Annotated in this window: 15 protein-coding genes and 1 tRNA gene; 10 read left to right on the forward strand and 6 right to left on the reverse strand. The window is 70.9% G+C overall.

Annotated elements, in window-relative coordinates:
• The first annotated feature begins 446 nt into the window (after positions 1-446).
• The gene (locus tag AC3YNX_RS05435) at positions 447-2,294 is read left to right on the forward strand and encodes a hypothetical protein (RefSeq protein ID WP_489994828.1); all 1,848 of its coding nucleotides are present in this window, start codon (positions 447-449) and stop codon (positions 2,292-2,294) included.
• 3 nt (positions 2,295-2,297) lie between these two features.
• Here AC3YNX_RS05435 and glfT1 read toward each other — a convergent pair whose 3' ends face one another.
• The 3 genes from glfT1 to wzm are packed head-to-tail and all read right to left on the reverse strand — an operon-like array spanning position 2,298 to position 4,918.
• A complete protein-coding gene (glfT1, locus tag AC3YNX_RS05440; RefSeq protein ID WP_489994829.1) occupies positions 2,298-3,212 on the reverse strand; it encodes a galactofuranosyltransferase GlfT1 in 915 nt (304 codons plus the stop codon).
• The gene (wzt, locus tag AC3YNX_RS05445; protein WP_127781695.1) at positions 3,209-4,051 is read right to left on the reverse strand and encodes a galactan export ABC transporter ATP-binding subunit Wzt/RfbE; all 843 of its coding nucleotides are present in this window, start codon (positions 4,049-4,051) and stop codon (positions 3,209-3,211) included. The genes glfT1 and wzt overlap by 4 nt, the downstream gene beginning before the upstream one ends.
• 6 nt (positions 4,052-4,057) lie before the next feature.
• A complete protein-coding gene (gene wzm, locus AC3YNX_RS05450; RefSeq protein ID WP_489982380.1) occupies positions 4,058-4,918 on the reverse strand; it encodes a galactan export ABC transporter permease subunit Wzm/RfbD in 861 nt (286 codons plus the stop codon).
• Between the two features lie 97 nt (positions 4,919-5,015).
• On the opposite strand from wzm, the gene AC3YNX_RS05455 reads away from it, so the two are divergent.
• The gene (locus AC3YNX_RS05455; RefSeq protein WP_127781697.1) at positions 5,016-5,618 is read left to right on the forward strand and encodes a DUF732 domain-containing protein; all 603 of its coding nucleotides are present in this window, start codon (positions 5,016-5,018) and stop codon (positions 5,616-5,618) included.
• A 9-nt stretch (positions 5,619-5,627) separates the two neighbouring features.
• On the opposite strand, the gene AC3YNX_RS05460 is transcribed toward AC3YNX_RS05455, so the two are convergent.
• The gene (locus tag AC3YNX_RS05460; protein WP_127781698.1) at positions 5,628-6,137 is read right to left on the reverse strand and encodes a bacterial proteasome activator family protein; all 510 of its coding nucleotides are present in this window, start codon (positions 6,135-6,137) and stop codon (positions 5,628-5,630) included.
• A 133-nt stretch (positions 6,138-6,270) separates the two neighbouring features.
• On the reverse strand, positions 6,271-7,260 hold the full coding sequence (locus AC3YNX_RS05465; protein ID WP_489982381.1) for an NAD(P)H-quinone oxidoreductase: 990 nt from the start codon (positions 7,258-7,260) through the stop codon (positions 6,271-6,273).
• 74 nt (positions 7,261-7,334) lie between these two features.
• Here AC3YNX_RS05465 and AC3YNX_RS05470 point away from each other — a divergent pair, with 74 nt between their 5' ends.
• The 4 genes from AC3YNX_RS05470 to AC3YNX_RS05485 all read left to right on the forward strand — a co-directional run bounded on the left by AC3YNX_RS05470 (position 7,335) and on the right by AC3YNX_RS05485 (position 9,349).
• The gene (locus AC3YNX_RS05470) at positions 7,335-7,829 is read left to right on the forward strand and encodes a low molecular weight protein-tyrosine-phosphatase (RefSeq protein WP_489982382.1); all 495 of its coding nucleotides are present in this window, start codon (positions 7,335-7,337) and stop codon (positions 7,827-7,829) included.
• A gap of 24 nt (positions 7,830-7,853) precedes the next feature.
• A complete protein-coding gene (locus AC3YNX_RS05475; protein WP_489994830.1) occupies positions 7,854-8,681 on the forward strand; it encodes a fructosamine kinase family protein in 828 nt (275 codons plus the stop codon).
• A 109-nt stretch (positions 8,682-8,790) separates the two neighbouring features.
• Positions 8,791-9,231, forward strand: coding sequence for a MarR family winged helix-turn-helix transcriptional regulator (locus tag AC3YNX_RS05480; RefSeq protein WP_489994987.1), 441 nt, complete (start codon positions 8,791-8,793; stop codon positions 9,229-9,231).
• Positions 9,232-9,261: 30 nt separating this feature from the next.
• Positions 9,262-9,349: transfer RNA gene (locus AC3YNX_RS05485), tRNA-Ser, on the forward strand.
• Positions 9,350-9,358: 9 nt separating this feature from the next.
• Here the strand turns inward: AC3YNX_RS05485 and AC3YNX_RS05490 are convergent.
• On the reverse strand, positions 9,359-10,048 hold the full coding sequence (locus AC3YNX_RS05490; RefSeq protein WP_489994831.1) for a YceI family protein: 690 nt from the start codon (positions 10,046-10,048) through the stop codon (positions 9,359-9,361).
• A gap of 205 nt (positions 10,049-10,253) precedes the next feature.
• Between AC3YNX_RS05490 and AC3YNX_RS05495 the strand changes: the two genes are divergently transcribed.
• From AC3YNX_RS05495 to AC3YNX_RS05510, 4 genes are all read left to right on the forward strand, one after another.
• Positions 10,254-11,111, forward strand: coding sequence for a polyphosphate polymerase domain-containing protein (locus AC3YNX_RS05495; RefSeq protein WP_489994832.1), 858 nt, complete (start codon positions 10,254-10,256; stop codon positions 11,109-11,111).
• Positions 11,108-11,785, forward strand: coding sequence for a DUF4956 domain-containing protein (locus tag AC3YNX_RS05500; protein ID WP_127781704.1), 678 nt, complete (start codon positions 11,108-11,110; stop codon positions 11,783-11,785). The genes AC3YNX_RS05495 and AC3YNX_RS05500 overlap by 4 nt, the downstream gene beginning before the upstream one ends.
• Positions 11,785-13,422, forward strand: a complete 1,638-nt coding sequence (locus tag AC3YNX_RS05505) for a CotH kinase family protein (RefSeq protein ID WP_489994833.1) — start codon at positions 11,785-11,787, stop codon at positions 13,420-13,422. The genes AC3YNX_RS05500 and AC3YNX_RS05505 overlap by 1 nt, the downstream gene beginning before the upstream one ends.
• A 120-nt stretch (positions 13,423-13,542) precedes the next feature.
• Complete coding sequence (locus AC3YNX_RS05510) at positions 13,543-14,160, forward strand: DUF47 domain-containing protein (RefSeq protein ID WP_127781706.1); 618 nt, start codon at positions 13,543-13,545, stop codon at positions 14,158-14,160.
• Positions 14,161-14,163: the final 3 nt, after the last annotated feature.

Below are 14,163 nucleotides of genomic sequence, written 5' to 3' on the forward strand. Positions count from 1 at the left end.
GCCCGGTCGCCGAGCCCGGGCCCCACCTGTGGTGTTCTTGGGTGACGGTCACCACGAGCGCCGAGCACCACCAGGGCGTCGGGGCGGAGGGCACCGATCCCATCGCCTACGCGTGCCCCGCCCAGACGACGGACGACGAGAGAGCAGGCAGCAGTGCGGACCGAGATCTCGCCGGTGAGACCAGGGGCGATCAGCACGCAGCACGGTGAGAGGCCATCGCCCCTCCGCGCCGCTGCGATCACCGCCCTGAGGTGCTGGTAGCCGTGGTGGTGCGCCAGGAAGCCGAGGCCACCGTCGGGGCGCGCACCGGTGCTGATCCGTCAGGGACCCCGCGACCGGTGCGCGCTGGCGCCTGGGGGCGTCGAGGGCGAGGTGTGGCGGTAGGTGGTGTGCTGGCCGGGCTGCTGTGCTGGGCACGCGTGGAAGGCCTCCTGCACGGAGCGGTGATGCTCGTGCTGACGGCGATCGTAGTGCTGGCCATCCCCACCTCCAGGCAGCTCTCGCGCCGGATCCTGCTCGCTGCGTGCCTGCTGCTGGGGTGGGTGCCGCTGCTGTGGTGGTGGGACCTGCCGGTCGGCGCCCTGGGGCGAGGGGCTGTGCTGGTGGCGGCAGCGCTGGGCGGGCTCAGCGGCTGGGTCGCGGCGGGAACCCGGCCGCGGGAGCGCCTGCGGGAGCTCGTGCCGCGGCTCGCGGTGGTTGACGTCTACCCGGTGCTGCTGACCGGGCTCGCGGCTGTGGTGCTCTGGCCGTGGCTGCAGGCCAAGTCCGGCGTCGCCACGCTGAGCCTGCTGATGGGTGGGTGGGACCACTCGGCGCACTTCTCCATGGTGCAGATGATCCGGGAGCACGGGCTGACGGTGGACCGCATGGCTCCGCCCGCAACCGGCCAGTGGCAGTTCGCGCACTACCCGCAGGCATTCCACGCGAGTGCGGCGACGCTGGTGGAGCTGTTGACCGGCCCGCGCGTGGGCCCAGCGGCGACCGAGCTGGTCGTGTACAGCCAGGCGCTGGCGCTGCTCACGTGCGGCCTGGTGCTCACGGCGACGGCCGGAATCTGCGCGCTGCCCGTTCTTCGGCGTCGGCCGGTGCTGGCCCTGCCGCTGGTGTCGTTCGTGGGGGCCGTGCTGATCTTCGGTCCGGGCGCACCGGCCATCCAGCTCGGGTTCGTGAACTTCGCCATGGCCTGCGTGCTGGTGGCTGCCATCGCCCTGGTTGCCGTGCCGATGGCCAGAGTGCTCTCCCCGATCCATCTTGCCGCCCTCGGTGGCGCGACCGCAGCCGTGGCGAACAGCTGGATCCTGCTGCTGGTGCTCGCGGCGCCGGCTGCGCTGGTGGTGGCCCTCCCATTGCGACGGTCGCGCTGGCGTGCCGGACGAGGCACCGCCGTCGTGTGCGCCGTGGTGGCCGTGGCGACCCTCGCGGCCGTCCTCCGCGCTGCCGTGGTGGTGCTGGTCGGTGCTCCCGGTGAGGACGCGCTGCTGGCGATCGGCGGGACGGAGACTCCGCAGCTGGGGGTGATCATCATGGCGCTGCTCGGCTGCGCCGCCCTGTGCGCCATGCTTGCCTGGACCGGGCGAGGTCGGGGCAGGGGACGCGATGCTCGCGTCGTCGGGCTGGTGGGTGTCGCGCTCGTCGCCGTGCTGGTGGGGGGATGCCTCGCCGCGTTCCAGCTGGCCAACCGGGACAAGCTGAGCTACTACTTCTTCAAGTTCGCCACCGGCGTGGAGATCACGCTGCTGATCATCGCGGTGGTGCCGCTCGGTTACCTGCTGGTGCGCTGGCTGCCGCGACGTCGCGGTGCTCCGGTGGTGCCGGCGTTCAGCGCCGCTGCCGCCGCCGTGGCGGTCACCCAGGCGTTCGGCCTGGCGACCCCCGACATGACCTCGGTGGGACTGCCCTCCACGGCTCCCGGGGCCCAGCTGCGCCTGGTCCAGCAGGACCTGGTGGCCCGTCCGGTGCCTGCTGCGGAGCTGGTCGACGTCGCGGGTGCGGTGCACGACCGGTACTCCGATGCACCGGTCATCTTCATCGCCTACCCGACGGACGGACGCATCCACCCGATGATGTCCACGCAGTGGTACTTCGCGCTGACGAACACGTGGCGGTGGGAGGACAACACCGCCACGAGCAACATCGACTTTCTCGGCAACACCTTGCCGGAGGTGGTGTCGTCGGTGCAGCGGGTGCTGACTGAGAGTCCCGACGTCTACATCGTCGTGGCCCCTGACCAGCTGCTTCCCCTGCGCGCCGCCATGCCATCGTCGGTGTCGGCGAGCCGCATCGTCACCTGGTGAGGCTCAGGGACGGCTGAACCGCTCCTTGCGCCCGAGCGAGCGCAGCCGGAACCACTCGCGCAGCCCCTTCGGGTCGCGGCGGGTGACGAGGAAGTACCAGCTGAAGCGCAGCCACTCCTGCGGCAGCAGCTTGCGCATGCCGGGCTGCGCCATCAGGTAGCCGCGGTTGCGGTAGGTGTAGAAGCGCTTGGTGTCGTTGTCCGGGTACTGGGTGTGCATGCGCCCGCCCAGGATCGGCCGGAACTCGTCGGTGCCGTCCGGGTGCAGGTAGGCGGTGCTCAGGCAGGTGCCGAACGGCAGGCCGGAGCGGGCGAGCCGCCGGTGGATCTCCACCTCGTCGCCGCGCACGAACAGCCGCAGGTCGGGCACCCCCACCGCGTCCACGCAGCTGGCGGAGAACAGCGCTCCGTTGAACAGGGAGGCGTAGCCGGGGATGAGCTCGTCGGCGTCGGTGACGCTGAGCTCGCTGCGGCGGCGGCGCCACACCACACCGCGGCGCAGCGGGAACGCCAGCTTGTCCGGGTCGTTGATGTTGCAGACCACGGGCGAGACCGCCGCCAGGCCGTGGCGCTGCGCGCAGTGCAGCAGCGTGGCCAGCACCTCCGGTCCCTCCGGGCGGCCATCGTCGTCGGCCAGCCACAGCCAGTCCGCGCCCAGGCTCAGCGCGTGCAGCATGCCCAGCGCGAAGCCACCGGCACCACCGAGGTTGTGCTGCGAGCCGAGGTAGGTGGTGGGCACGGGCGCGGCCTCGACCAGCTCGCGCACCTGCTCCTCGTTGCCGTTGTCCACCACCACCAGGTGGTCGATCGGGCGGCTCTGGGTGGTGAGCACCTTCAGCGACTGGGCGAGCAGCTCGGCGCGGTGCATGGTGACGACGACGGCGACGATCGTGCCGGCACCGGTGGGGGCCGCGCTCACCCCGTGATCGCGGGGTCGGCGCCCTGGGCAGCAGCGTCCTTGGCGTCTTCCTTCGCCATCTCCGCCAGCATCCGGTCCACGGTCTCGCCGGCCTCGGGTCCCTTGTAGGAGATCAGGATGTCGCGGATCTCCCCGGCCTCCCGGATGGTGCCGTGGTCGATCCACAGCGCCGAGTTGCACAGCTGCAGCAGGAACTCGTCGGAGTGGCTGGCGAACACCAGGATCCCGGAGCGGGAGACCAGGTCGCGCAGCCGGTTCTTGGCCTTGCGCAGGAACGCCGCGTCCACCGCGCCGATCCCCTCGTCGAGCAGCAGGATCTCCGGGTTGATGCTGGTGACCACGCCCAGCGCCAGCCGCACCCGCATGCCGGTGGAGTAGGTGCGCAGTGGCATGGAGATGTACTCGCCGAGCTCGGTGAAGTCGATGATCTCGTCCATCTTGGCCAGCATCGACTTGCGGGTCTGGCCCAGGAACAGCCCCCGGATGATGATGTTCTCGTAGCCGGAGATCTCCGGGTCCATGCCGACGCCGAGGTCGAACACCGGGGCCACCCGGCCCCGCACCACGGCGCTGCCGCGGGTGGGCTCGTAGATGCCCGACAGCAGCCGCAGCAGGGTGGACTTGCCGGCGCCGTTGTGCCCGACCAGGCCGACGCGGTCGCCCAGCTTGAGGCTGAGGGTGACGTCGCGCAGCGCCTCGATCACCACGACGTTGCTGTCGTTGCGGCCGATGGCGCCACCGGCCTTGCCCAGGAAGGCCTTCTTCAGCGAGCGGCTCTTGGCGTCGAAGATGGGGAAGTCGATGCAGGCGCCGTGCGTCTCGATACTTACGTCAGTCACAGTTCGTCACACCCAGTAGGCCACGCGGGCCCGGTAGTTGCGGAGGGCCCACAGGGCCAGTGCCCAGCCGGCGGCGGTGAAGGCCAGCACGATGTACCAGTGGTAGGCCGCCTGGTCCTGGCCGAGCATGGGCGCCCGGATGATCTCCAGGTAGTGGTAGAGCGGGTTGAGCTCGGCCAGCCGGGCTCGCTCGGCGTAGTCCCCACCGTTCTGCCGGATGGTCTCGGTCATCCACACGATCGGCGTCATGAAGAACAGCAGCTGCACCGCGCTCTCCAGGATGGGCTGGATGTCGCGGAAGCGGGTGGCCACGATGCCGGCGACCAGCCCGATCCAGATCCCGTTCACCGCGAGCAGCCCCAGGGCGGCGAACGCGGTGAACACCGTCCAGTGGATCGGGATCTGGAACACCGCCAGCAGGATGAAGTAGATGATCAGGTTGTGCGCGAACAGCAGCAGCTGGCGCCACACCATGCGGTAGACGTGCACGCTCAGCGGGGCGGGCAGCTGGGTGATCAGGCCCACGTTGCTGGAGAAGACCGCGGCGCCCTCGAGGATGCAGCCGGAGATCATGTTCCAGACGATCAGCCCGAGGGTGATGTGCGGCAGCAGCACCTTGAGGTCCTGGCCGAAGAGCACCGAGTACATCAGCCCCATCGCGGTGGCGGTCGCGCCCGTGGCGATGGTGATCCAGATGGGCCCGAGGAGGCTGCGGCGGTAGCGCTGCTTGATGTCCTGAAACCCCAGGTGGGCCCACAGCTCGCGCTGGTTGAACCCCGTCCTGAGGTCCTCGAAGGCCCGGGCGTAGCTGCGGGACGGCGCGCCGCGGAGCGGTTCGGAGGTCTCGACGCTTGCTGTGACTGACACGGTCGCCGAGACTACCGCCTACGGCCTCGGTACCCCCGGACCCGCGGCGCGCTCGGGGTAGCCTGTGACGGTTGTGCCAGCAGAGGGAGGCTTTTCGATGGCTCGGAAGTTCATGCTCGGAGCCATGGTGGCTGCCACCGCGGTGGCGCTGACGGCGGGATGCGGCAGCGACGCGCCGGCCGAGGAGCCACTGCCCCCGGTGAGCAGCTCGACCACCACGCCGACCCCGCCCGCGCCGACGTCAGAGCCGACCACTTCGCCGGCGGTCACGCCGGCTCCGCAGGCCGCCGCCACCCCGTCCCCGGTCCCGCGCGCCACCACCACGGCCCCGGTGACTGCCGCGCCCCCGCCGGTGGTGCGGTCGCCGTCCTCGATCGCGCAGGTGCCGCTGGACACCAAGCTCTACCCGCCGCCGGAGGTGCCCCGCTCCAGCGGCACCACGCCGAGCAAGAGCGCGTACCTGGACGCCCTGCAGAAGGGCGGGCTCACCCCCACCGCCACCGGCGCCACCGAGCTCACCATCGGTCAGGCCGTGTGCGACGAGCTGGGGCGCGGCGCCAACATCGCCGACATGAAGAAGCTGCTGGTGCCGGCCGGTGCGCTGGCGGCCGGGCTGGCCAAGAGCACGCTCAGCGGCGACCAGGTGGCCCAGCTCTACATCGACAGCGCCACCAGCACCCTCTGCGGCAGCGGGGGCTGACCCGGCGGTCTACAGGTACTGGCCGGTGCTCGCGCCGGCCGGTGGCTCGCTGGTCATGCCCGGCGGCAGCGCGCCGCGCTGCAGCTGCTCCAGCTGGGCCCGCGAGGCCATCTGCTGGGCGAACACGGCGGCCTGGATGCCGTGGAAGACCCCTTCCAGCCAGCCGACCAGCTGCGCCTGCGCCACCCGCAGCTCCCCGTCCGACGGGGCCTGCTCGGAGCTGAACGGGGTGGCCAGGCGGTCGAGCTCCTCGCGCAGCTCGGGCGACAGGCTCGGCTCGAGCTCCTTGACGGACGCGGCGTAGATGTCGCGCAGGCGGCTGCGGCTCGCCTCGTCCAGCGGCGCGCCACGCACCTCCTCCAGCAGCTGCTTGACCATCGTGCCGATCCGCATCACCTTGGCCGGCTGCTGCAGCATCTCGCTCGGTGGGCTGCCGCCCTCGGGTGCCTTGGTGCCCTTCGCGGGTGCCGGACGGTCCGTCCCGGGGCCGACGACGTGGAACTGGTGCGGTTGTGTCATGGGTTCCTCTCCCTGGTGCAGGCCGCCGCCTGCTGGTCAGGCCGCCGCCACGCACACCGCGCGGTTCCTTCCACCGTAGGCGTGCCCTCGCTGGGCAGGGGCCAGGCTGCGTCGCTGGAGCGGTCGACCCGACCTAGCCGGTGGTGAGCACGATCTTGCCCACCACGTCGGCGGAGTCCAGCAGCTCGTGGGCGCGCGCGGCCTCGGCCATCGGCAGGGTGGTGTCGATGATCGGGCGAACTCGGCCGTCGGCGTACATCGGCCAGACGTTGTCCACCACTGCCGCCACCACCTCGGCCTTGCTGGCCTCGCCGGTGACGGGGCGCCCGCGCAGCCCGGTGGCGGTGACGCTGGCCCGCTTGGCGAGCATCTTGCCCAGGTCCAGCTCGGCCTTGCGGCCACCCTGCAGGCCGATGACCACCAGGTGGCCGTCCTTGGCCAGGGCGTCGACGTTGCGGGCCAGGTACTTGGCGCCCATGTTGTCCAGGATGACGTCCGCACCGTGGCCGTCGGTGGCGGAGCGGAGCTCCTCGACGAAGTCCTGCTCCTTGTAGTTGATGAGGATGTCCGCGCCCAGCTCGCGGCAGCGCGCCAGCTTCTCCGCGCTGCCCGCGGTGACGGCCACCGTGGCGCCCAGCGCCTTGCCCACCTGGATGGCGTGCGTGCCGATGCCCCCGCCACCGCCGTGCACCAGCAGCACGTCGCCGGCGTGCAGGCCTGCGGTCATCACCACGTTCGACCACACCGTGCAGGCCACCTCGGGCAGCCCGGCCGCCTCCACCAGGCTGATGCCCTGGGGCAGCGGCATGAGCTGGACCGCGGGCACGACGACCTTCTCCGCGTACCCGCCGCCGGCGAGCAGCGCGCACACCTCCTCGCCCACGTTCCACCCGGTGACACCCTCGCCCAGCTCGGCCACCACGCCGGAGCACTCCAGCCCGAGGATGTCGCTGGCGCCGGGCGGGGGCGGGTAGTGGCCCTGCCGCTGCTGCACGTCGGCGCGGTTCAGCGCGGTGGCGGCCACGTCCAGCAGCACCTCCCCGGGGCCGGGCACCGGGTCGGCCACCTCGGTCCAGGTCAGCACGTCGGGTCCGCCGGGCTCAGTGATCGTGATCGCGTACATGGGTTCTGACGCTAGCGGTGCAGCCAGGTCAGTGGCACGCCGAGTGCCGGTGTGTTCGGCGCTAGCCTCGGGTCATGCGGATCCTCTTCGTGTGCATGGGCAACATCTGCCGCTCTCCCACGGCGGAGGGTGTCATGCGGCACCTCCTCGCCGAGGAGGGCCTGCAGGACGTGATCGAGGTGGACAGCGCGGGCACCGGCGGCTGGCACGCCGGCAACCCGCCCGACCGCAGGGCCACCGCGGCGGCCGCGGCCCGCGGGATCACCCTGGCGGGCAAGGCGCGCCAGATCCGCACCGACGACTTCGAGTCCTTCGACCTGATCCTCGCCGCCGACCGAAACAACATGATCGACCTGCTGGCGCTGGCTCCGCCGGGAACCGACCACAAGATCCGGCTGCTCCGCGAGCTCGACCCGGCGTCGGAGGACGCGCCGGAAGGGGACAGGGCCTACCTGGACGTCCCCGATCCCTACTACGGCGGCGAGCACGGCTTCGAGCACGTGCTCGACCTGGTGGAGGCGGCCTGCCGCGGGCTGCTGACCGTGGTGCGCACGCACGAGGCCACGTGACGGTGGCGACGTGACGGTGGCGACGTGACGGGGCCGCTGGGCCGTCGGCTGAGCGAGGCGCTCGGCCGCGAGGTGCTGGACCTGCGTCCAGTGGCCGGCGGTGACCTCAACGAGGCGTACTCCGCCCGCCTGGCCGGCGGGGAGGAGGTCTTCGTCAAGACCCGGGCCGGGGCCGCGCCCGGCGAGTTCGCCACCGAGGCCGAGGGTCTGCGGTGGCTCGCCGCGGCGGGGGCCCTGCGGGTGGCCGAGGTGCTCGCGGTGGGTGAGGACTGGCTCGCGCTGCGCTGGATCGCGGTGGGTCGGCTCGACGCGGCCGGCCAGGAGGAGCTCGGGCGCGGCCTGGCGCAGCTGCACCGGGCGGGTGCGCCCGCCTTCGGCGGCACGCGGCCACTGCGGCTGGGCCCGCTCGAGCTGCCCAACGACCCGTCGCCGCACTGGCCGTCCTTCTACGCGGGGCGCCGGCTCCTCCCGCTGGCTGGGCGGGCAGGGCTGGACCGCGTGGTCGGCCGGGTCTGCGAGCGCCTCGACGACCTCGTCGGCCCGGCAGAACCCCCGGCCCGGCTGCACGGCGACCTGTGGTCGGGCAACGTGCTGGCCGGCCGGGACGGGCGCCCGTGGCTGATCGACCCCGCCGCCTACGGCGGGCACCGCGAGGTGGACCTGGCCATGCTGGCGCTGTTCGGCACGCCTGCCCCCCGCACCCTGGCCGCCTACGACGAGGTGTGGCCGCGTGCGGCGGGCCACCAGGACCGCCTCGCCCTCTACCAGCTGTTCCCGCTGCTGGTGCACGCCGTGCTGTTCGGGGGCAGCTACGTGTGGGCGGCCGAGGCTGCGGCCCGGCGGTACGTGTGATGACCGCGGCGGCGCAGGGCCGTTCTAGTCTGGCTCCGTGAGCCACGCGAACGTCGAGAGCAGTGCCGCCGAACCCGCTGCTGAGCCGCGCTGGCTGGACAAGGACGAGATGCGGGCCTGGCGCGCGTTCATCCAGGGCAGCCAGCGCCTGCTGGAGGCGCTCAACCGCGAGCTGAGCGAGGCGCACGGGCTGACCCTGGCCGACTACCGCATCCTGGTGATCCTGTCCGAGACCGAGGGCAACTCGGTACGGATGAGCGACCTCGCCGACGGCATCGTGTCCTCTCGCAGCCGCCTCACCCACCAGGTTCGTCGGCTCGAGGAGGCCGGCCTGGTGCGGCGCGAGGAGTGTCCCGACGACCGTCGCGGGATCCTGGCCACCCTCACGGCCGAGGGCCGCCGCCAGCTGGAGGCGGCCGCCCCCACCCACCTGGCCGGCGTGCGCGCCCACCTCATCGACCAGCTCGACGCCGCCGAGCTGCGCACGATGGCCGAGGTGCTCGAGCGCGCCGACAGCGCCCTGGTGCGGGAGGCCCGCGGCCCGGAGTGAGCCGGTCGGGGTGCCTATATGCTCTGCGGCGGAAGCGTGGCAGAGCGGCCGAATGCACTCGCCTTGAAAGCGAGAGACCTGAGAGGGTCCGGGGGTTCAAATCCCTCCGCTTCCGCCACTCCTCCGCTCAGCGCTTGGCCAGGCTGACCAGGAAGTCGATGGTCCCCGTGGGGTCCACGCTGACGAAGCCCAGGTTGGGCGGCTGCACCCCGAAGTCGGTCCACGTCGCGGGCACGCTGCCGGAGGCGACGAGGGTGTCCCCGCTGCGCAGCACCTGCACCGGCACCGTGGCATCCCGGGTGGTGCCCTTGATGGTGACCTGCACCGGCACGGACACCGTCGCGGCCGCCCCGTCGGCGGGCACGCCGCTGAGGTCGACGGGCGTGCGCACCGTGAGCGTCGCCGTCGGGTGGCTCGCCACGTCCATGATGTCGCGGCCGGTGAAGCGGCTGTCCCGCTGCGCGCTGTCGGTGCTGACGTCGGCCACCTGGATGGTGAACTGGGCGGTGGTCAGCGTGTCGCCGGTGATGCTCGCCTGGCCGGTGACCGACGTGGTGGTGCCCACGACGTTGACCGAGGCGCCGCGCAAGATCTCGTGCACGGTGTAGCCGGCCGCGGTCCGGTTGCGCTCGTCCCCGGCCACCACGGTCCACTGGCCGTCCAGGGCGGTGCTGGCGGCCTGGGCGCCCTCGGCGCTGACCGCGGCGGCCGGCGCGTCGTCGGTGGCGATGAAGGTGCCGTACACCCAGGGCGCCACGAAGTAGCCGACGAGCGCGACCACCACCACGGCAACGACTGACCATCCGACTCTGCGCATGCGCCCACCCTAGAGCGGCCAAGGCGAGGCTGACCTAAGCCGGCGTGGGCCGGCGTGCAGCGCGTTCACAGCCCGCCCCCAGGTTGGTCCCACCTGGTGCCCAGCCTCGCCCCCTCTACTGGTCCGGACGCAACGCGAACCGGAAAGAGAGACTCAAGTGCGATTACTCGGCCGATATCGCAAGCAGGCGGAGGTGGTCGACCAGGTGGCAGCCGATGTTGGCGCTGCTGCCAGCGGCTACCAGGCGACGGCGAGCAGGCTGCACGCCTTCAACCGCTACGAGATCAAGTACCTCGTGGACGAGCTCACGGTGCCGCGACTGCGCGCCGAGCTGGCGCAGCGGATGGACAGCGATCAGCACTCCCCGGTGGGCGGGTACCCCGTCACCTCGCTGTACTACGACACCGCGGACCTGCGCTTCTACTGGGAGAAGATCGAGGGCCTGAAGTTCCGCCGCAAGCTGCGGCTGCGTCTCTACGGCGACCCGGCAGACTGCACGGACGACACCAGCGTGCAGGTGGAGATCAAGCAGCGGGTCAACCGCGTCACCCAGAAGCGGCGCATGGCTGTGCCCTACGCCACGGCGCAGCGCTGGCTGCACGGTCGCGAGGAGCTGAGCTGCGGTCGCCGCGAGCAGCCGTTCGTCAACGAGGTCACCACGCTGGTCGGCAACCTGGACCTGCGCCCGGTGGTCACCACCGGCTACCTGCGCGAGGCGTTCGTGGGCACCGGGGCCGAGCTGGGCCTGCGGGTCACGCTCGACCACAAGGTGCACGGCCGCGACCGGGACTTCCACTTCGCCTCCGGAGCGGAGAACCGGTTCATCATCCCGCCAAAGCTGGCGATCCTGGAGATCAAGGCCAACGAGCGCATCCCGTACTGGGTGACCGACCTCACCGCCCGGCTGGACATGTCCGTGGTCCGGGTCTCCAAGTACTGCCAGAGCGTGCAGGCGTTCGGCTTGGCGCCGCGCTCCCTCGCGGGCGCCCCCGAGCTGGTGCTCCCGTCCGACGCCGTCAACCTCGGCCCCCACTCACTCACCGCAACGACAGGAACGGCATGAACTTCGACATCCAGGACCTCAGCGGCACGTTCACGGCGTTCGACATAGTCGTGTCGTTGGCGCTGTCGTTCGTGCTCTCGGCGATCATCGGCTGGGTCTACCGCTACACGCACAAGAACGTCTCCTACAGCCAGTCCTACGTGCAGACGCTGGTCATGATCGGCATGGTCGTCTCGCTGGTGATGCTGGTGGTCGGTTCCAACATCGCCAGGGCGTTCGCCCTCGTCGGTGCGCTGTCCGTGGTCCGCTTCCGCAACGCGGTGAAGGAGACCAGGGACGTCGGCTTCATCTTCTTGGTGATGGCCATCGGCATGACGACCGGCACGCGGTTCTACCTGCTGGCCATCTGCGCGACCGTGGCGATCTGCCTGGTGATGGTGCTGATGAACAAGTTCAGCTGGTTCAAGCTGGACGTGCAGCGCCAGGTGGTCAAGGTGCAGGTGCCGCCCGAGGGGGCCTACGCCGCGCTCGTCGAGGACATCCTGATCGAGCACTGCACCGAGCACGAGCTGGTCTCCACGGACTCGGTGCGGTCCGGGGCGCTCACCGAGCTGTACTTCACGGCGCAGCTGAAGAAGGGAGTCAAGCCCAGTGAGCTGGTCTCCGCGCTCACCGAGGTCAACTCAGGGCAGCGCGTCACGGTGCTGACCGGCTACGACCAGACGGACATCTGATGGTCGAGGGTGCGGAGGTGAACGAGGCGCCACCGAGGGCCCGGTGGCGTCACCGGCTCCCCACTCCGCTTCGCCGGCACTGGAGGGTCCTGGCCGTCTTCGTAGCCTTCGTGGTGGTGATGACCACGGTCTTCGGGGGTGCCCGGGTACGTCCGTACATCACCGGCGATCCCTCGGTGATCGCGTCGTCGATCACCGAGAACATCGCCGGGACGGTGGACCTGTTCGACTCATCGGCCAGCCACGAGGTGGCCGTGCAGATCAGCGACACCGAGTACCGAGAGATGATCGAGGCCTACCAGAAGGACGGGGACAAGGACTGGGCGAAGGCCGCCATCACGATCGACGGCACCCTGGTCAGCGACGTGGGCGTGCGGCTGAAGGGGAACTCCACCCTGATGGGGCTCGGCGGGCGCGGTCCAGGTGCTGGTGCGGATGGCCAAGGACCTCCCGGCATGCAGCCACCGGCGGGCATGCAGCCACCTGAAGGCATGGAGCCACCGGCGGGCATGCAGCTGCCGCAGGGCCCGGGGGGTGGGCAGCCTGGTGGCGGCATGGGGCTGCCCGGTGCGTCCGCGATCTCCAGCGATGATCCGACGTCGCTGCCCCTGCTGATCAGCTTCGACAAGTACGTGGAGGGTCGGGCCTACCAGGGCCTGACTGAGCTGTCGGTGCGCCCGGGCGCACCCGTCCTCAACGAGGCGATGGCCCTGTCCCTCACCGCGGCCACCGACCAGCCCACCCAGCGGTACGCGTACTCGGTCTACTCCATCAACGATGGCGCCACCACCACCCGGCTGCTGCTGGAACACCCGGACGAGCAGTACGCCAGCTCGCTGCTCGACGGCGACGGCTACCTCTACAAGGCCGACGCCTCGTCGAGGCTCGCCTACGTCGGGGACGACCAGGCGGACTACACCGGTCAGTTCACCCTGGTCAACGCCGAGGGCACCGGGGACGTCCAGCCGATCATCAGCTTTGTGAAGTGGCTGGACTCCGCCAGCGACGACGAGCTCGACCAGCACCTCGCCGACTGGGTGGACGTGGAGTCCCTCGCCCGCTACCTCGCCACCCAGAACCTGCTGGTCAACGCCGACGACATGGCGGGCGCCGGGCAGAACTACTACCTCTGGTACGACCTGACGACCAAGAAGCTCTCGGTGGTCTCCTGGGACCTCAACCTCGCCATGACCGGCGCCACCACCGCCGGGCCGAACGACACGATCAGCATGGGGGGCGGGGCCCAGGGAGGACCACAGCGCGGCGGTGCGCCGCAGCCAGCTGGTGCGGACCGGCCCCGTCCCGGTCTCGGTGAGCAGCCCGGCGTGGCCGGGCGGCCGGGAGCACCACCGGACGCCGCGAACCAGCCCGGGGCCGGCCGCAGCATCGGCGGCAACACCCTCAAGGCCCGCTTTCTCGACTCCGAGGCGTTCCAGGGCACCTACCAGGCCGCGTACTGGACGTTGTTCGAGCGGTTCTACGGGGACGGGACTGCGCTGCGGACCCTCGACCAGGTCGCCGCCAGCGTCCCCACCAGCAGCGGGCTGACCAGGGAGACCCTGCAGGCGAGCGTCGAGACGATGCGAACCTGGATCCAGGCACGAACCGCCTCGCTCGCCGCGCTGCGCCCGCAGTGAGAGGCCCTGCGACGGGCGCCACAAAGGGGTGTCCGGTGCCGACCGACGCAGGGCGGTACGGCACCCTTGCGGGTGCCTTGGCCGCTTATCTCCCCAAGTCCGCTATTGGAGACTGTCACCGTGTTCTCCCGGTTCAAACCCAAGAACAACCTGTTCTACGACCTGTTCAGCTCGTGCGGGCACAACCTCGCCTCCGGCGGCAAGACGCTCAGCGAGCTGCTGCAGCCCAGCCCGGACTTCGTGACGGTGTCCGAGAAGATGGCCGAGCTCGAGCACGCCTGCGACGACATCACCCACGAGCTCTTCCGCACCCTGAACTCCAGCTTCGTCACCCCCTTCGACCGATCCGACATCTACTCGCTCGGCTCGGCGCTGGACGACGTGATGGACCACATGGAGGCGGCCACCCAGCTGATGACCCTCTACGGCATCACCGAGCTGACCCCGCACATGCGCCAGATGGTGGAGATCCTGGACAAGTGCGGGCAGGTCACCGCCGAGGCGCTGCCCCGGCTGCGCTCGCTGGACGGGCTGGACGGCTTCTGGATCGAGATCAACAACCTGGAGAACCGGGCGGACAGCACCTACCGCAGCCTGCTCGCCGACCTGTTCGGCGGCGACTACGACGCGCTGACGGTGATGAAGCTCAAGGACGTCGGGGACGAGCTCGAGGACGCCGCGGACGCGTTCGAGACGGTGGCCAACATCGTCGAGTCGATCGTCCTCAAGGAGTCGTGACCG

It is taken from the genome of Rhodococcus sp. Z13_19A (assembly GCF_058133575.1).

Bases quoted from the DNA above. Each gene is read 5' to 3' on its own strand.
- AC3YNX_RS05505 (WP_489994833.1), top strand. From the start codon at position 11,785: ATGGTCGAGGGTGCGGAGGTGAACGAGGCGCCACCGAGGGCCCGGTGG.
- AC3YNX_RS05480 (WP_489994987.1), top strand. From the start codon at position 8,791: ATGCGGGCCTGGCGCGCGTTCATCCAGGGCAGCCAGCGCCTGCTGGAG.
- AC3YNX_RS05490 (WP_489994831.1), bottom strand. From the start codon at position 10,048: ATGCGCAGAGTCGGATGGTCAGTCGTTGCCGTGGTGGTGGTCGCGCTC.
- AC3YNX_RS05460 (WP_127781698.1), bottom strand. From the start codon at position 6,137: ATGACACAACCGCACCAGTTCCACGTCGTCGGCCCCGGGACGGACCGT.
- AC3YNX_RS05500 (WP_127781704.1), top strand. From the start codon at position 11,108: ATGAACTTCGACATCCAGGACCTCAGCGGCACGTTCACGGCGTTCGAC.
- AC3YNX_RS05465 (WP_489982381.1), bottom strand. From the start codon at position 7,260: ATGTACGCGATCACGATCACTGAGCCCGGCGGACCCGACGTGCTGACC.
- AC3YNX_RS05455 (WP_127781697.1), top strand. From the start codon at position 5,016: ATGGCTCGGAAGTTCATGCTCGGAGCCATGGTGGCTGCCACCGCGGTG.
- AC3YNX_RS05435 (WP_489994828.1), top strand. From the start codon at position 447: ATGCTCGTGCTGACGGCGATCGTAGTGCTGGCCATCCCCACCTCCAGG.
- AC3YNX_RS05470 (WP_489982382.1), top strand. From the start codon at position 7,335: ATGCGGATCCTCTTCGTGTGCATGGGCAACATCTGCCGCTCTCCCACG.